Annotated in this window: 19 protein-coding genes, 1 tRNA gene, 1 rRNA gene and 1 pseudogene; 6 read left to right on the top strand and 16 right to left on the bottom strand. The window is 57.1% G+C overall.

The genetic code is table 11. The features are described from left to right. Nucleotides 1-114: 114 nt before the first annotated feature. The 5 genes and pseudogenes from NF78_RS26315 to NF78_RS31615 form a co-directional block, all read right to left on the bottom strand. Nucleotides 115-423 (bottom strand): RNA recognition motif domain-containing protein, encoded by a 309-nt coding sequence (locus NF78_RS26315; RefSeq protein ID WP_035994279.1) that lies wholly within the window; start codon nt 421-423, stop codon nt 115-117. Nucleotides 424-802: 379 nt separating this feature from the next. Continuing rightward, complete coding sequence (locus NF78_RS26310; protein ID WP_035994278.1) at nt 803-1036, bottom strand: Calvin cycle protein CP12; 234 nt, start codon at nt 1034-1036, stop codon at nt 803-805. 128 nt (nt 1037-1164) lie between these two features. Further along, nucleotides 1165-1791, bottom strand: a complete 627-nt coding sequence (locus NF78_RS26305; RefSeq protein WP_035994275.1) for a ribonuclease D — start codon at nt 1789-1791, stop codon at nt 1165-1167. A gap of 7 nt (nt 1792-1798) precedes the next feature. Beyond that, a complete protein-coding gene (locus NF78_RS32035) occupies nt 1799-2137 on the bottom strand; it encodes a DUF29 domain-containing protein (protein WP_072016280.1) in 339 nt (112 codons plus the stop codon). 1 nt (nt 2138) lies between these two features. After that, nucleotides 2139-2423 (bottom strand): annotated as a pseudogene (locus tag NF78_RS31615) (ISKra4 family transposase); the annotation flags it as partial. Nucleotides 2424-2430: 7 nt separating this feature from the next. Between NF78_RS31615 and NF78_RS26295 the strand changes: the two are divergent. Beyond that, on the top strand, nt 2431-3717 hold the full coding sequence (locus NF78_RS26295; protein ID WP_263970722.1) for an iron uptake porin: 1287 nt from the start codon (nt 2431-2433) through the stop codon (nt 3715-3717). Here the strand turns inward: NF78_RS26295 and NF78_RS33165 are convergent. From NF78_RS33165 to NF78_RS32670, 8 genes are all read right to left on the bottom strand, one after another. Next, on the bottom strand, nt 3706-3846 hold the full coding sequence (locus tag NF78_RS33165; protein ID WP_156119961.1) for a hypothetical protein: 141 nt from the start codon (nt 3844-3846) through the stop codon (nt 3706-3708). The two genes, NF78_RS26295 and NF78_RS33165, sit on opposite strands and share 12 nt — an antisense overlap. Nucleotides 3847-3886: 40 nt before the next feature. Further along, nucleotides 3887-4087, bottom strand: coding sequence for a DUF29 family protein (locus NF78_RS26290; RefSeq protein ID WP_035994274.1), 201 nt, complete (start codon nt 4085-4087; stop codon nt 3887-3889). Nucleotides 4088-4146: 59 nt separating this feature from the next. Beyond that, a complete protein-coding gene (gene trpB / locus NF78_RS26285) occupies nt 4147-5391 on the bottom strand; it encodes a tryptophan synthase subunit beta (protein WP_035994273.1) in 1245 nt (414 codons plus the stop codon). Between the two features lie 78 nt (nt 5392-5469). Then, entirely contained in the window at nt 5470-5994 is a 525-nt protein-coding gene (locus NF78_RS26280; RefSeq protein ID WP_035994271.1) for a gamma-glutamylcyclotransferase family protein, read from the bottom strand. 647 nt (nt 5995-6641) lie between these two features. Then, nucleotides 6642-6715, bottom strand: a tRNA-Pro gene (locus NF78_RS26275). Nucleotides 6716-6795: 80 nt separating this feature from the next. After that, nucleotides 6796-7164 (bottom strand): DUF1818 family protein, encoded by a 369-nt coding sequence (locus tag NF78_RS26270; protein ID WP_035994269.1) that lies wholly within the window; start codon nt 7162-7164, stop codon nt 6796-6798. A gap of 29 nt (nt 7165-7193) precedes the next feature. After that, nucleotides 7194-7421, bottom strand: a complete 228-nt coding sequence (locus tag NF78_RS26265; RefSeq protein ID WP_026072917.1) for a DNA-directed RNA polymerase subunit omega — start codon at nt 7419-7421, stop codon at nt 7194-7196. A 92-nt stretch (nt 7422-7513) separates the two neighbouring features. Beyond that, on the bottom strand, nt 7514-7924 hold the full coding sequence (locus tag NF78_RS32670; protein ID WP_263970628.1) for an ISAs1 family transposase: 411 nt from the start codon (nt 7922-7924) through the stop codon (nt 7514-7516). Between the two features lie 17 nt (nt 7925-7941). Here NF78_RS32670 and NF78_RS26255 point away from each other — a divergent pair, with 17 nt between their 5' ends. Next, nucleotides 7942-8283 carry a DMT family transporter gene (locus NF78_RS26255; protein ID WP_052049740.1) on the top strand — a complete coding sequence of 114 codons (342 nt, stop codon included), beginning with the start codon at nt 7942-7944 and terminating at the stop codon, nt 8281-8283. Here the strand turns inward: NF78_RS26255 and NF78_RS33160 are convergent. After that, nucleotides 8280-8414 (bottom strand): hypothetical protein, encoded by a 135-nt coding sequence (locus NF78_RS33160; protein ID WP_263970540.1) that lies wholly within the window; start codon nt 8412-8414, stop codon nt 8280-8282. The genes NF78_RS26255 and NF78_RS33160 overlap by 4 nt on opposite strands. 120 nt (nt 8415-8534) lie before the next feature. Between NF78_RS33160 and arsB the strand changes: the two genes are divergently transcribed. After that, on the top strand, nt 8535-9491 hold the full coding sequence (gene arsB, locus NF78_RS26250; protein WP_318655517.1) for an ACR3 family arsenite efflux transporter: 957 nt from the start codon (nt 8535-8537) through the stop codon (nt 9489-9491). Nucleotides 9492-9541: 50 nt separating this feature from the next. On the opposite strand, the gene NF78_RS26245 is transcribed toward arsB, so the two are convergent. Beyond that, a complete protein-coding gene (locus tag NF78_RS26245; RefSeq protein WP_035994267.1) occupies nt 9542-10210 on the bottom strand; it encodes an energy-coupling factor ABC transporter ATP-binding protein in 669 nt (222 codons plus the stop codon). A gap of 283 nt (nt 10211-10493) precedes the next feature. Next, the gene (locus NF78_RS26240; protein ID WP_035994264.1) at nt 10494-10769 is read right to left on the bottom strand and encodes a hypothetical protein; all 276 of its coding nucleotides are present in this window, start codon (nt 10767-10769) and stop codon (nt 10494-10496) included. A 450-nt stretch (nt 10770-11219) separates the two neighbouring features. On the opposite strand from NF78_RS26240, the gene psbD reads away from it, so the two are divergent. The 3 genes from psbD to NF78_RS26225 all read left to right on the top strand — a co-directional run bounded on the left by psbD (nt 11220) and on the right by NF78_RS26225 (nt 16584). After that, nucleotides 11220-12278, top strand: coding sequence for a photosystem II D2 protein (photosystem q(a) protein) (gene psbD, locus NF78_RS26235; protein WP_035994262.1), 1059 nt, complete (start codon nt 11220-11222; stop codon nt 12276-12278). A 711-nt stretch (nt 12279-12989) separates the two neighbouring features. Next, nucleotides 12990-14657 carry a DUF4114 domain-containing protein gene (locus tag NF78_RS28665; RefSeq protein ID WP_197065006.1) on the top strand — a complete coding sequence of 556 codons (1668 nt, stop codon included), beginning with the start codon at nt 12990-12992 and terminating at the stop codon, nt 14655-14657. A 495-nt stretch (nt 14658-15152) separates the two neighbouring features. After that, nucleotides 15153-16584 (top strand): 16S ribosomal RNA (locus NF78_RS26225). Nucleotides 16585-16680: the final 96 nt, after the last annotated feature.

The raw sequence follows: 16680 nt of genomic DNA, 5'->3' as shown, positions 1-16680 counted from the left end.
AACGTTTGCAATAGCCGTCCGGGCTATCCTGTAAAAAATTAAAAAAGGGTAGGCCGCTGCGACCTACCCTATAAGGCTTTAAAAGCCTTCCAATGAACTTAGAACTAGAACGACTTAGAAGCCGGTGCGGCGGTAGTTGCCGTTGTTGCCGCCGCCAGTGCCGCCGCCGCTGCGGGCGTCGTCGCGGGGGCGAGCCTTGTTGACTCGCATTTCGCGACCCATCCATTCGGCCCCATCCAGGGACTCGATGATGGTGTCTTCCTGGGCCTCAGCGGCCATATCCACAAAAGCAAACCCCCGGGGACGACCGGTTTCGCGATCGGTGGGCAGGCTGACGCGCTTCACGTCGCCGTATTCTGCAAACACCCGCTCCAGGTCTTCACGGGTGACGTCGTAGGACAAGTTACCAACATAGAGTGACATCAGATTGTCTCCTTTACTGTGTAAGTGCAGCGAGTAAACGGAGACAAAGCTGTATCGGAAATCAGAGTGAAATGAAACAAGCGAAATCTACCGAAAACTAACCTCGCCCATCTTAACATTGCCCTTTGCCTGGCGGCGCAGATTTGGGTAATGCTCCCCATATTTTGGTGGTCCCCTCCTTAAAGGGGCAAGGGGAGAGCCTACCCCCTAAAACGTAGCGCCCCCTGCATTGTTCAGGGAGCGCCGAGTAGCGTAGGTATGGGGGTATCAATGCCTAGTACGGGTTGTCAGAGATAGGGCAACCGTTGCTGAGGGTTTCAGGTGCTGGGTTTCAGGTTTCAGGAACCGTTGGCTGACTTGTGCCGCAGGGTACTAGGGGTTAGGTGTCGTACATGAGGCCTTCGGGGGCTTCGGGATTTTCTTCTAGATACTGATCAAAGCCAGTTTTCTTGGGCTTTTGGTGCTGGTGCGACACTTCGGCCCGCATCTCTTCGACCACGTCCCAGGCGGCGGCCGCTTCGGGGGAGGTTTCGCCCTTCTCCGCGGTGATCTGGTGGGCGTAGTCAATCGCTTTTTGCAGTTCGTCCTGGAAGTCTTTGCTGTCAACGCTCATGGTGGTTATCCTCGTAGTCCATCATTGAGAGGGATAGGCCTATCTTACCCGGCTGTCGCCCGTAGGGAGGCTTCAAAGCGCCCTGCCAAACGCTGAATGCCCGACTCCACTGGGGGGAAGGCCAGGCATCAATGCTCGAACACCCCCTGATACTGGAGCAGATCGAGGGCAACGAAGGTGGGCAAACAGCGAAAACAGTCCTGGGCCAGCTCCCAGCGACCCTCACGCTTCAGCATACTGGTCAAGGTCTGCTGGATGCTGTGCAGGTAGCGGACATCGTTGGCGGCGTAGCGGAGCTGTTCCTCAGAGAGCTGCATGGCGTTGCCCCAGTCGGAACTCTGGGCCGTCTTGTCGAGTTCAATGCCCTCCAGCTCCTTGACCAGTTCCTTTAGGCCGTGGCGGGGGCTGTAGGTGCGAGCCAGTTTGCTGGCAATTTTGCTGCAAAACACTGGGGCGGTGGTAATGCCCAGGTTGTGCTGTAGGGTGGCTAGATCAAAGCGGGCAAAGTGGAACAGCTTGAGAATGCCGGGGGCCTCCAGGAGTTCTTTCAGCAGGGGCGCTTCCCGCTGCCCCAGCTCGATGCGGACCACCGCCACGTAGCCCTCAGGGTCGGAGAGCTGCACCAGGCAGAGGCGATCGCGCCAGGGCAAGAGGCCCATGGTCTCGGTGTCGCAGGCGATCGCGCTGGCCTGCTTGTAGCGGTCCAGCAGGTTGGGGGTGAGGTCGCGATCGCAAATTTCAAAACCGTCGGCCATGGGTCTCCTAATTGTCAAGGTTGTCTGAGTCAGGCTGCCAGGGCAACCAGTCGGGGTCTAGCACCTGCTCTAGGGTGAACCAGGGCTGTTCAGGGATTGTTTCTTTTCTGAAATGGCTAGCCTTAAGAAAAATTCTACGGGCACTGGCGTAATCCGCTAGAAAGTTCTCTTCCAGATATCTTTTCAAGCTTGGGCTATTTCTCAGAATGAGGTTTATTCTGACGCGGAAGTTGGAAATTTCCAAATCCCAGCCGCGAAAGCGGCGATCGCGATCGGCCTCCCAGTAACACAGCTTGAAAAAGTGTTCGCAGAGCCGCATGAGATAACTGCTCAGCGATGGGAGCATGTCACCTTTGTAACCCAATGGCTCCATTGAGATAAGCACAACGATGGGCCAGCACCTGGGGAACATTGTCCTCATTCCACTGGGCCCCTGAGATTTTGACTCTGCGGCTGATTTGCTTGATAGCCGATTCAACCGCCCCTGAGCCAATCGAGCAGATTTGCTCGCGTTGATAATAGTCATAATTGACAATGCGGTGGCGATGCTTGCGGAGGTAATTACAAAAGGCCTGGGCCTGCTTTTTGCTCAAGGGTCCAAAGAGGGCTAGGGTTTCATCGACCTTGCCCCTGACCGACGTGCTGCCCTCGGACTGGGCCTTCCAAGCGCTGCAAAGCCTAGTGGAGAACTATGGCTGCATCCAGGGTTATCCCGATCGCACCTTCCGGGGTCAGCGTGCCCTGACCCGCTTTGAGTTTGCTGCCGGTCTGAACGCCTGCCTGGATGTGATCGCTACCCTGATTGCCCAATCGGGCATTGACCCCGAAGATTTGGCTGCCATCCGCCGCCTACAGCAAGAGTTCCAAGCCGAATTGGCCACCCTGCGCGGTCGTGTCGATGCTCTGGAAGCCGAAACCGCGACCCTGCGGGCTCAGCAGTTCTCGACTACCACCAAACTGCGCGGTGAGGCGGTATTCAACTTAATCACGCCCTTTGACACCCTGGCTCCCGAAACCAGCACCAGTGTTGCCTCTCGGGCTCGTCTGAACTTTGACACGAGTTTTTCCGGTCGCGATCGCCTGCGCATTCGTCTACAGGCCGGGGATGGTAACGCTATCACGGGTGGCCCCGGCAACCCTCTGGGCGGTCTAGCTACCGCTGCTGGCGGTGGCTTTAACGTCGATGTCACCACCTTCGCCTACAGCTTTCCCCTCGGCAACCGCATCAATGCTACTGTTTCTGCGCGAGGCAACGCTGGCAGGGACTGGGTAAACCCCGCTACCCGCCCCTTCGATGGCCCTTCCGTGGCCAACGCGGGTCGCGTTCAGTTCTATGACACCTTTGGCAGCACGTCTAACGGTGCTGGCGTTGGCCTGAACATCGCCTTCACCGACAACCTGATTCTGGACTTGGGCTACACCGCTTCGAATCCTGGCGGTGCTACCAACCCTGCCGTTGGTATTGCCGCTGCCCGAAACCAGAGCTACATCGCTCAGCTTAATCTGGTCAACGCTGGAATTCTCAATTTAGCGGCGGCCTATCTGCACAGTGATGGTGCGGCCGCTGGCTTTGCGGTTCCCACCGCCACCGATACCTTTGCAGGGCTGGTGAACCTCAACTTTGGCGGGTTCTTTATCGCTGGCCACGGGGCGTTTACCTCGTTCACCGGGGGAGACGACTTTAGCTGGACGGCGGGTCTCGGGATCAACAACTTCCTGGTGGAAGGCGCAAGATTTGGCGTGTACGGTGGTCAACTACCCACTGCCAGTCGTCCGCAATGTGCTGATTCCAGAGTCGCTGCCCGCCCTGGTGCTGGGCCTCACCCTGATGGTGATCAGCCTGATTGGCAACTCAGCCATGGCGGGGGTAGTCGGCGGCGGCGGGCTGGGCGATCTGGCCATTCGCTACGGCTTTCAGCGCTTTGATACGCGGGTGATGCTGTTCACCGTGGTGATTTCTAGAGTCTGCATGTCAGCCGGATCGCTCTCCTCGTAGAGCAATTGAGCGATTGCTGCGAGATGAGTTTTGAGTTGGGTGGCTTTCTCAGGGGTCATCAGTTAGGCCTTTAGGTCAACACTTGCATCCTCACCTGTTTCAGCCGACCTTGCAAACCTGACATGCTCCCCTCAGCGATCGCTTATCACTTCCGCCCAAGCTCTCACTTTCCTCAATCAGATTCTCTAAATCAAGCGCATCAAAGTTACGGGACTTTAGATGGGTGGCTGTATCATCCAACCAAAGGTGGTAATCCTGGCCGTACAGAGACGTCGGCTTGACGTTGGCATCTGCGCTCATCCGCAATTCCTCCTACCCGATTGACGCTGTAGCTTGAATGCCCCAGCCCAGTAAGCCACCTACTCCAGCCCGCCCAACGCCTTGGCCACCGTATTCACATCCTTGTCCCCCCGACCCGAGGAGTTGATTACAATGCGAGGATTGCCCGTCAGCTGAGGACATAGCGTTTCCAGGTAGGCAAAAGCGTGGGCCGTCTCCAGGGCGGGGATGATACCCTCCAGCCGCGACACCCGCTGGAAGGCATCCAGGGCCTCCTGGTCGGTGACGCTATAGTACTCAGCTCGGCCCAGATCCTTCAAAAAGCTGTGCTCGGGACCCACACCGGGGTAGTCGAGCCCCGCGCTAATAGAATGAGCTTCGATCACCTGGCCGTCGCCGTCCTGCAGCAGGTAGCTCATGGCGCCGTGGAGCACGCCCACGCGCCCCGCCGTCAGCGTCGCCGCGTGCTTGCCGGTGTCTACACCGCTGCCCGCCGCCTCAATGCCGATCATCCGCACCGATGGCTCATTCACAAACTCGTGGAACAGCCCCATGGCGTTGGAGCCGCCGCCGACGCAGGCCATCAGAATATCGGGAAGACCGCCAAATTTCTCCTGGCACTGGGCCCGGGTCTCTTCGCCGATAATGGCGTGGAAGTCGCGCACCATCATCGGGTAGGGGTGAGGCCCCGCCACGGACCCAAGGATGTAGTGAGTGGTTTCCACATTCGTCACCCAGTCGCGGATCGCCTCGGAGGTGGCGTCCTTGAGGGTGCCGGTGCCCGCCGTCACACCGCGCACCTCGGCCCCCATCAGCCGCATGCGAAACACGTTCAGCGACTGGCGCTCCATATCCTGCACGCCCATGTAGATCACGCACTGGAGGCCAAAGCGGGCACACACCGTGGCGGTGGCCACCCCGTGCTGGCCTGCTCCAGTCTCAGCGATGATCCGCTGCTTGCCCATGCGCTTGGCCAACAGCACCTGGCCCAGGGCGTTGTTGATTTTGTGGGCTCCGGTGTGGTTGAGGTCTTCGCGCTTGAGGTAAATCTCAGGGCCGCTACCGTCGGGGCGGCGGTAGTGGGCGGTGAGCCGCTCGGCAAAGTAAAGGGGCGTGGCCCGGCCCACATAGTCTTTTAGCAACCCAGTCAACTCGGCCTGGAAGCCGGCCTCGTCGCGGTACTGGTAAAACGCTTGCTCCAGCTCAAACAGGGCGGGCATCAGCGTTTCGGGCACGTACTTGCCGCCGAACTGGCCAAAGCGGCCCAGGGCATCGGGGCGAGCATCGGTGACGGCGGGGCGAGGTGAAAGCGGCGTTTGGGTCACAGGCTTGACGGGGGTGAAGGGTTAGAATGTGCCCCCATTATAGGGAATGGCCTGACCCGTTGCTAGGCAACTCCGCTGCTACGCAGACCGCCGCAGGGTAGCTACGGTCTGCTGCCGCTGGAGGGAGTGAATGTGGTGGAACAGACTCCAGCAGTATTCCTCCGGTAGCCCGCAGGTGGCGGCTCCGCGCAGCACCACGTTGGTATACCACTCATTGGGAGCGATTTCGGCGTAGGTTTTCTCCACCACAGAATACGTGCGAGTGCCTGAGTAGGCCCGTCCCTGGTGGGTGACGGTAACCAGTTCGTGGCGGTAGCCCTCTTCGCGCAGGTCGAGGGCGGGACTCAGCCGCCAGGGCAGGCTGTAGAGCACTCCCTGCACGGTGGAGCCGGGGTGAGGCACCACATCGAGGACGCCGCAGTTGCGCAGCCGCGATCGCCGAAAGAAGCCCAACCGATACCCGGTCAGGGTCGCTGGCCCCACCACAAAACTGTGGGTGCTCTCCCCCAGGGATCGTTTCAGGTCTACCGGGCACATGCAGGAGCCGTAGGCAAAGTAGTAGAAGTAATCGTCGGGGCCGGGGAGGGGTGTGAGGCTTGTCATGGGCGATCGTTGAGAGCGAGGGTTGAGAGCCACGGGAGTTGAGTTAACCCACCCCTGACCCCTCCCAGGAGGAGATGGGGCTGACGACAAAGAGAATCTACGCTTTTCCGGTAGGAATACCGAGGATTAGTGCTGTTACTTTCGTTTATATCACTCTATTTCCCAAGGAGAAAGATGTCTTAATGAAGCCTTGACAAGTCTTTAAGGTTCGAGGGACGGGTGATTGCAAAACTTAACCTGAGCCTAAATTAGAGCAAGCAGGTTTGTGAGAGATACGGTGACGGCAAGCGGATCTGCCATGCCTAGTCGCCCAATATGTTTGCGTACCAAAGCGTGGTCAAGGGTGAACAGCTTCACCCGAACGATAGAAGGACTTGGCTGTCCAGCCAGTGCTAAGTCGGTAATCGCTATCAACAGACCAAAAGAATTGGCTCAGAATTTGAGGCTTCAACCCCCTCGTCGATGTAATTGAAGGAGTCCCGTTCAAAAATGGATGCTGGGCTGATGACAACACCAATGTGAACCAGATATTAAGGATGCTGCCTAGCGTCTAGCCATGCACTAGATTTGACAGTATCTCCAGACACCCTAAGCGCGACCAACGCTATAAAAAGCGAAACCTCGCCATTTGGCGAGGTTTCAATCAATCGGAGCGGCGGGATTTGAACCCACGACCCCCACTACCCCAAAGTGGTGCGCTACCAAGCTGCGCTACGCCCCGGTCTATTCGAATCGTGCTTAACTAGAGTACCACAGAAGAGGCGCAATCATGTGCAATTGTCAGTGGATTTTTTGCAGTGACTAGAACAGGGTTAAATGCCCAATGGCCTGGATTAACTGTTGAGTTGACTCCGCCTCCCACATCCCCTCGCAGCGGCGACCTGAGTTAAGGATAAACCGCAGGCTATAGGCTTCAGGAACCCCCTCCGCTTCTAGCCACAGGGCTTCGGCTTCGGCTTCGGCACTTACCCGCTCTTCTGACATCAGTTCGGCGGCGATCGCGATCATGGTTTCCCTGAGTTCAAGGGCCAGTCGGCAAAAGGCTTGAAACTCCTCTTGGGTCAGTTCAATGGCCCATCCCTGGCCAGCCAGCAAGCCACAATAGGGAATGGCGGCCGGGTCCCAACCCAACCGCCATCCCTGTCCTTCCTTAATGAACCGCTCACCCATGGCTCCAGGCCAGATAAGCGAGGTTCCAGCTACTCACCAATAATTTCAGGCTGGGTAAGCTCGTCAGACATTTCGATGATTGCCCGCAGCACCGGCTTCATCTTGGGGTCCTCGTAGTTTTCAAAGTCCTCAAAGCGCCGTCGCTGAGCTCGGTTGGCCACCTGGACCGTAATCCGGTAGCGGTTTGAAGCAGCCCGAATCAGATCTTCGGTGCGCCGCATAACCTGGGTGCTGTCAAAGGGAGAACGCTTAACCATAACAACCTGAGTAAAAGGCTCGACTCCTAATACTAGCAAGAATTCCAGGGACTACCCAATGGCTGAGCTCAAACCCTAGGGCAAACGCATACTCAGGAGGAGAGTAGCCGAATTAGGTAGTCATTATCCCATCCTGCTTGCAAGCGTTTAGCCTTGATACCCCCTTTGGCAAAAGCGTCCTGACGCAGCAGATTGAGGGCGATGTGACGGACGACGGCCAGATTAGCGGGGGCGTGGTCTTTACGAATTCGAGAGGCATCTTCGTGGAAGGCGACATCGAGCACCCAGTGGAGCTGGTTTTCAATACCCCAGTGGCTGCGCACCCCTTGGGCAAAGCGTTGGACATCGCCGTCAAAACTAACGAGATAGTAGCGCTGCTCAATGGTCGGGGGTTGACCGAGGATACGGCGTTCAGCCTCCACGAGGCCAACGCGTTTTAAGCCAACCCAGCGCTCAGCGTTGATGAGGTGCTCGACCCCATCGAGCAACCAGTGGCGGCGGATGAAAGCGGTATGGGGCAGTGGCGATCGCCTTTTACCAGGACCTGTTTGCCTTCCTCTGCCTGCTGCTGGTCACCCCCCTGGCCAGCCTGGCCCTGACACCCCAGGACCTGGGCCTGCTGCTGGTGCTGGGGGTGCTGTGTACCGCCGTCGCCCACACATTATTTATTGAGAGTTTGGCGGTGCTGCGAGCCCAGACCGCTAGCGTGATCAGCGGCCTGGAGCCGGTCTACGGCATTGCCCTGGCGGCCCTGCTGCTGGGGGAAGTGCCCGTCCCCCGCACCCTGGTCGGCGGCGCGATTATTTTGGGCACCACCCTCTGGGCCAGCCTGCCCGACAAGAGCCTGGAGGCCCCGCCCTAGGTCTGGGCCGCAAAGTCGTGGATAAAGGTCCGCTGGGCGACTACGCCAAGGGCCCCGGCGTGGACGCTCTGCACCGTGGCGATCGCCGCCTCAGCGCTGTAGCCCAGCCGCACCAGACAGGCCGCCACCACCGTCCCCGTACAGTCGACTGACTTCTGCTGCAGAGTAATAACCGTTAGGACAGGATACTGCTCAATATATCAATTTTTATTGATGTATACTGGCCCTAGAATCATTAGCTTCAAACCTCTATGTCCACCAGACAGCCTGCCGCTGCCCCAGTCGCCGGGGGACAGCTCAACATTTTCGAGCGCTACCTCACCCTGTGGGTGCTGCTGTGCATTGCGGCTGGCATTGCCCTGGGGCGGCTGCTGCCCGGGGTGGCGATCGCCCTGGATGCCATGAGCATCTACCAGGTGTCGGTACCGATCGCCATCTGTCTCTTTTTCATGATGTACCCGATCATGGTGAAGATCGACTTTGCCCAGGCCAAGCGGGCGGCCCAAACCCCCCGGCCCGTGCTACTCACCCTGGCGGTGAACTGGCTGATCAAACCCTTCACTATGGTGCTGTTTGCCCAGGTCTTTCTGGGCGGGCTGTTTCGGCCCCTGCTGGCGGGCACCGAGATTCTGCGCGGCGGCGAGATTGCCCTGGCCGATTCGTACATTGCCGGGACCATTCTGCTGGGCATTGCCCCCTGCACCGCCATGGTGCTGATGTGGGGCTACCTGTCCTTCAGCAACCAGGGGCTGACCCTGGTGATGGTGGCAATCAACTCCCTGGCCATGCTATTTCTGTACGCCCCCCTGGGTCGGTGGCTGCTGGCGGCCAACAATCTGGTGGTGCCCTGGCAAACCATTGTGCTGTCGGTGCTGGTCTACGTAGGTCTGCCCCTGCTGGCGGGGGCGATCTCCCGCAGCTGGATCTTGCGCCACAGGGGCAGGGCCTGGTTTGATCAGGTGTTTCTCAAGTACCTCAGCCCGGTGGCGGTGGTGGCCCTACTGACCACCCTGGTGCTGCTGTTTGCCCTCAAGGGCGACCTGATCGTGCGCAATCCGCTGCACATCCTGCTGATTGCGGTGCCCCTGTTCCTGCAGACCAACTTTAGAAAATGCTCGATTAACGGCGATAGGGGCTGGGCAGAACACATAACTCACTTCCTAGAAATGAGTCTTAATATTCTCATCTCGAGTATGCGTTTGCCCTAGCTCAAACCCCTGCTGCACAGCCTGTGGTCACCCCCGAGGTTCAAGGTTGGTCAGGACTGATTTTGCAAACGATGTTTGAGCCGCTGAGGTTCTCCTTCGTCCAGCACTTGTCCTGCCTCCAGCAGGAAAGCTCGATCGCAGTAGTCAAGCTCGATCAATCGATGGGTGACCCACAGCGCCGTTAACCCCCGAGCTTTGACTAAGTCTCGCACTCGCTTGACCAGGTCAATTTGGCTGTCGGGGTCGAGCAGGGCCGTCGGTTCATCGAGCAGCAGTACGTGACAGTGGCGGGCGATCGCCCCTGCGATCGCCACCCGCTGCTTCTGCCCGCCGCTGAGGGCGTAGATGGGCCGCCGCCTCAGTTCCAGTAAGTTGATGGCGGCCAGGGCATCGTCCACTCGATTGCGAATCTCGGCTATGGGCAGATGCTCATCCACCAGCCCAAAGGCCACATCGGCACCTACAGTAGGCATTACTAGCTGATGGTCGGGGTTCTGGAACACAAAACCTACAGGTTTTTCAATCGACCATTCACCGGCCTGGGGCTTGAGTAGCCCTCCCAAAACTTTGAGCAGCGTTGACTTTCCGCTGCCGTTGTTGCCCAGCAACATACAAAACTCACCAGGTTGAACGCTCAGCGAGCAACCCTGCAGCACGACCTGTCCCGACGGCCACTGAAACTGTAAGTTATTAACTTCAATAGCCCCAGGGCGTGTCATCAATAAATTTGGCTAAAACCCTTTGATATCAGCGGTGCCACGCCCGACCCCAATAAAAAGGTTAGGGGCTGTGACTATTAACTCTTGGGCCTTAGCGGCTAACTCATGACAGCCCCTAGGGCATATCGTAAGTTCAGGCCAAAAACCCTTCAATATTGGCGGTGCCACGCCCGACCAAGAAAAAGGCTAGGAGGCTGTAACAGTTGCTGCTTGAGCCACTTACAGCAGCTTGTGTAGACAGCCCTCAGCCTGCTTAGCCGACACAACCTCGCTTTTAAGCGCGTTACTGATTACCGCTGAGCGCGAAGAACCCAGGGGGACGGCCTGACGCAGTGGCGGTACCGCTCTTCTCAAAGATTTGAACCGCCGCTATCTCGCTGCCCAGAACTGAGACGCGCTTATGGGGCTGCTGATCGCAAGTCAGCTCAACCAGTTGAGTGCTACCGCTACGCAACCCTTCCGTCAGAGTGCCGTAGAGTGCCTCGGCATCCCCCTGCTCCTTCTTTTGCACCGAGAGGGGCATAGCCGTGTGCTTTAGTGTCAGTTCAATCGTGAACATAGTCGATCCGCTACTCAGTAATGTGTCGAACTAGACGGCTTTCTCCAAGCTCGCCCTTCTATATATAAGCTTAAAGGGTTAGTGGTTTGATCTACAGTTCTGGTTCTACTACTTAGAATTAGAGCAGTTCCTCTCCCTGCGAAGGCCAAAGTAGCTTAACCTCAAGCGTGGTCAAGGCAACAGCTGCTTAACAGTTGACTCAAGTTCAGTCTCAGGTAATAAGTAAAACTGCTTACCGAAAGCGCCGAAACCTAAAGATTATTTAGCTCTTCGGCTGACCTCTCCCAAAAATACCCCCTATAATGATAGCAACGGTAAAGAATAGTAAACATTACTCATAATTTAGATTGGCTAGCTAGCCACTGGTTGGGTGGCTGTCTCTAGGTTTGGGTAAGCGCCATTATCTTCCGTGTACATACCTTGTTGTTAGATAGTTACGGAGACTCGCGTATGACCATAGCAATGGGACGCGCGCAAGCCCAGCGAGGATGGTTCGACGTCCTTGACGACTGGCTAAAGCGCGATCGCTTTGTGTTTATCGGGTGGTCAGGCCTGCTCTTGTTTCCCTGCGCCTTTCTGGCGGTAGGGGGCTGGCTGACTGGGACCACCTTTGTGACCTCCTGGTACACCCACGGCCTGGCGTCGTCGTACCTGGAAGGGGCCAACTTTTTGACCGTGGCGGTATCGACTCCGGCCAACAGCCTGGGGCATTCGCTGCTACTGCTGTGGGGTCCCGAGGCCCAGGGCGACTTTGTGCGCTGGTGCCAGCTGGGCGGGCTGTGGACGTTCGTGGCGCTGCACGGTGCCTTCGGACTGATTGGCTTCATGCTGCGCCAGTTTGAAGTAGCCCGGCTAGTGGGTCTGCGGCCCTACAACGCCATCGCCTTCTCGGCCCCGATTGCGGTGTTTGTCAGCGTCTTTCTGATGTACCCGCTGGGCCAGTCGAGCTGGTTCTTTGCGCCCAGCTTCGGCGTAGCGGCGATTTTCCGCTTTCTGCTGTTCTTCCAGGGCTTCCACAACTGGACCTTGAACCCCTTCCACATGATGGGGGTAGCGGGTGTGCTGGGTGGAGCGCTGCTGTGCGCCATCCACGGTGCCACCGTGGAGAACACGCTGTTCAAAGATGGCGAGAACGCCAACACCTTCCGTGCGTTTGAGCCCACTCAGGCTGAAGAGACCTACTCGATGGTGACCGCGAACCGATTCTGGTCACAGATTTTCGGGATTGCGTTTTCCAACAAGCGCTGGCTGCACTTTTTCATGCTGTTTGTGCCGGTGACCGGCCTGTGGATGAGTGCGGTAGGTGTTGTGGGCCTGGGCCTGAACCTGCGGGCCTACGACTTCGTGTCGCAGGAGATTCGGGCGGCGGAAGACCCCGAGTTTGAGACCTTCTACACCAAGAACATCTTGCTGAACGAAGGCATCCGGGCCTGGATGGCACCCACCGACCAGCCCCATGAGAAGTTTGTATTCCCCGAAGAGGTCCTGCCCCGCGGCAACGCTCTGTGATGGGTTTACAAATGGCTTGAATCAGTCGATTCAGAAATTTCACGTAGAGAGGTGCTCCGGCACCTCTTTTTTTTGCTTGGCCTCAGGATGATTCAAATGGTTTCAAGCGCTGCCCCAATTGGTGGGTAACCTAAACCATGGGTTCCTGATTTTGACCACCAGTTTAGCTACAGGTGTGCCGCTACCGCTTCACTCCGGCTAAACAAAACCTCAGGAGATTTCGGTATGACCGTCGTTTGTGAGCAGGTTGAGTCAGGAACCTGGCCTCAGGCCATTTTGGACTTGCCCCGGCATGGTGGGATCACCCCTAGCCTCTTCGCGTTTGACTTGAGCGATCGCGGCGTTGAAAGCGCTGGCAGCCTTCTTCCACAGTCTTTAGACCTCGTCCCTTTAGAAGCCTCAGAACCTGTAACCATTGCCAATGACAGTGTATTTGCCCAGAGTGCCTGGCCCTGGATTGGCAGCATGTCAACCCAAGGCAGCGAGCCTGATCTGCCAATAGCCGATGGTTTAGTCAATGGATCATTGCAAGATGGGCTACACGCAACTATTCATGCTGGTCTAGATCAACTCCACCAATTCCGTCAGACTGCCACCTGGCAACGCGATCTAACCCTTGCCTTTGGCGATGCCTGGACCTTGACCAGGGGCGAGGGGCTGCTGGATCAGCTTATCGATTCGCAGCACTGGCCCACCATTACACCGGTGCCAATGCTATCTCTGGGTGCCTATGGCGCCTATGCTGAAGCACTAGAGCAAATTTTTATCGCGCAGGAACTGCTGCTCAATCCCCATCTGCGCCCCCTGGCGGTCGATATCCTGCTCGAAGAACTCGGCCACTGGCTCGATGCCCAGCTCAATGAAGTCGATTCGCCTGGGGATGAAGGGGCTATTTTCAGCGCCCTAGTTCAGCAACGGCCTCTCTCTGCCGCTGATATCGCTTCGCTCAAAGCCGAGAGCGACTGGGCCGAGTGGACCTGGCAAGGTCAGGCGCTTGCCGTACAGCAAGCGGCTGCGCCTGGGCTGTTTACCGTCGACTCCAGCGGGCAGGTGCGAGTAGAATTCCTGTTCGATAGCGGTGCCTACAGCGGACAAGTTGGTCTTTTCAGCACCGCGGGTATGGACGCTCTGGTGCCCGGTTCCCTCGACTTTATTCAAGAGTCAGCGCGCAGGGCCCTGAGCCAGTCAACTCAAGGCTATCTCGTCATCTCCACCCCCGACGAAGGCGCTAGCTTCAGCGGTGAGCTGGGCGAGCGCAACTATAACGCCGGCTCTCCCCTGGGCAACAAGGCGTTTACCTTCCAGCCCAACGATACCCTTGCTCTCATGCTGGTACCCAACGGCTCAATTCAGCAGTTGTTAGATAATCCTGGTCTCGACGGTGCCCTTCGTCCCCTCTATTCCCTGGCCGTGGCCAACCCCCTCGGCCGTGTCCACTACGGGGCCATGACCACCAATTTCAATGGCGTGGTTATGGGCATCGAAGATGTTCGGTTTGATGCGGGCTCTGATGGGGACTTTAACGACCTCGTGCTGAAGTTGGAAGGGGTGACCGGTCAACTGGTGCCCTTAGCCGATCTGGTGCAGAGTCGTCGGGTCTGGCTCGACAGCGCCCTGGGCCAAACCCTGTTTGCGATCGCCCCCCAAGCCGTTCCTGGCAGTAGCCCCGTGGCACCCTTACCCCTACCGGGCGGAGTGCTGGTTGGCCTCAACAGCTCGGTCGTTAAATTTGACGCCACTGTTACCGAAGCCCAACTCATCGCCAGCGGCGCGGCGCGTGTCACCCTCGGCAGTCAAACCATCTACATCGGTACTGACCAGGTCTCAGCCCTCAATCAAAATCCCATTCTGGCCAGCTTTGATCCTCTGAACCCTGCCAATAACTGGATTCGCGCCGACTACGAAACCACTGGTGCCGATGGCCGTGGCACCGGTATTGCCATTACCCCTACCGGCGATATCTACGCCTTTTTCTCCGTAGACGGCACTCAGGGCAATCCAACTCAAGACTTTCGGCGTGTGAGTAGCGCTGCCGAACAAGCCTGGTTACGCAGCTACGGCCAGGGAGGTGGCCCAAAAGTGGCTGTAATTGGCAAAATAGACCCCGCCACCGGGGAACTGGTCGCTGCCGCCTATTTGTCGGCTGTGCTGAGCAACGGCAACAGCAATACGCTCACGATCAACGGCCTGGGGGTGCAGCCCAACGGTAACTTACTGATTAGCGCTGATTCTTTCTTCGCACCCCGGCAGCCCAACGGTCAACCCATGACCCTAGATAGCGATCCCAGTACCCCCAACACCTCCCCCTTTGCTTACTTCATTGAGATCACCCCCGACCTCAGACGGGTAGAAAGTACCGCTGCGATCGGGTGGGTTTGACCTGCTTAGAACCGCAATTTCCTGGCTCTGCTGTGCTGAGCTGGTGGGTTAGCACGCTATCCGTGCCGCCATTCTGGGATGACTTCCCCCTAGATACGGTGTCAGCCCGAGCAATTTTCCAAAAAAAAGTTTGACAATTTCGTGGTGAAGAAACTCTCGAAATCGCCAAAACGCTTATAGGGCAAGGCATTTAAGCCTTAGAAAAAATAATCACTGAGGGGTTGACGCTACCCAGCATTCGGTTTACATTAGTAAAGCGCCTGAGGGGAGCGGTTCAAGCGACTGTTTCACCGAGGGTTAGCGGAGAACCTCGACAACTACATAGTCTAGAAACAAAGCCAAGGTTCCTGTCAAGGATTAAATTGGTCTAATGGTAGCAGGAATGCTGAATTAGGTCAAGCAAGACAGAACGGATACTGAGGTATCCGGGATTCGAACATCTGACTCTAATCTCATGGAGTCGATTGTTGTTAGCTCTTTAGGGAGTTGATAACTAACATGGAGAGTTTGATCCTGGCTCAGGATGAACGCTGGCGGCGTGCTTAACACATGCAAGTCGAACGGGATCTTCGGATCTAGTGGCGGACGGGTGAGTAACGCGTGAGGATCTGCCCTTAGGATGGGGACAACCACTGGAAACGGTGGCTAATACCCAATGTGCCGAGAGGTGAAACATTAATGGCCTGAGGATGAACTCGCGTCTGATTAGCTAGTTGGTGAGGTAAGGGCTCACCAAGGCGACGATCAGTAGCTGGTCTAAGAGGATGATCAGCCACACTGGGACTGAGACACGGCCCAGACTCCTACGGGAGGCAGCAGTGGGGAATTTTCCGCAATGGGCGCAAGCCTGACGGAGCAACGCCGCGTGAGGGAGGAAGGCCTTAGGGTTGTAAACCTCTTTTCTCTGGGAAGAAGACCTGACGGTACCAGAGGAATAAGCCTCGGCTAACTCCGTGCCAGCAGCCGCGGTAAGACGGAGGAGGCAAGCGTTATCCGGAATTATTGGGCGTAAAGCGTCCGCAGGCGGTTTTTTAAGTCTGTTGTCAAAGGTCACAGCTCAACTGTGGATCGGCAATGGAAACTGGGGAACTTGAGTGTGGTAGGGGTAGAGGGAATTCCCGGTGTAGCGGTGAAATGCGTAGATATCGGGAAGAACACCAGTGGCGAAGGCGCTCTACTGGGCCACAACTGACGCTGAGGGACGAAAGCTAGGGGAGCGAAAGGGATTAGATACCCCTGTAGTCCTAGCTGTAAACGATGGATACTAGGTGTTGGACGTATCGACCCGTGCAGTACCGTAGCTAACGCGTTAAGTATCCCGCCTGGGGAGTACGCACGCAAGTGTGAAACTCAAAGGAATTGACGGGGGCCCGCACAAGCGGTGGAGGATGTGGTTTAATTCGATGCAACGCGAAGAACCTTACCAAGGCTTGACATGTCGCGAATCTCTGAGAGATCAGAGAGTGCCTTCGGGAGCGCGAACACAGGTGGTGCATGGCTGTCGTCAGCTCGTGTCGTGAGATGTTGGGTTAAGTCCCGCAACGAGCGCAACCCACGTTTTTAGTTGCCAGCATTCAGTTGGGCACTCTAAAGAGACTGCCGGGGACAACTCGGAGAAAGGTGTGGACGACGTCAAGTCATCATGCCCCTTACGTCTTGGGCTACACACGTCCTACAATGCTACAGACAGAGGGCAGCGAGCGCGCGAGTGCAAGCAAATCCCATAAACTGTGGCTCAGTTCAGATTGCAGGCTGCAACTCGCCTGCATTACTGTACGGGGCACTCAAGTTTTTAGAAGACGAAAATGCCATAGACGGCTACTGGAAAAAGGTGGAAGGTCGGGGTCGCCCCCGTCGTATGTACCGCCTCAACCCCGACTGGCGGTTACAAGCCGAAGAACTGGCCGAGTTCTGGAAAACCTATATGGGCGATCCTGTCCGGCCCACCACGTCCCAAAGCCCTGCTTACTCATCACCCGGGCGCTGACGGTGTTCGAATGGCCTAACCCGCCTATGGCTCGGC

Origin of the sequence: Leptolyngbya sp. KIOST-1 (genome assembly GCF_000763385.1) — a bacterium.
In the GTDB taxonomy this organism is placed as follows: Bacteria; Cyanobacteriota; Cyanobacteriia; order Phormidesmidales; family Phormidesmidaceae; genus Nodosilinea.
The sequence above is the reverse complement of the archived record's forward strand: the minus strand, read 5'-3'. Positions and strand labels throughout refer to the sequence as shown.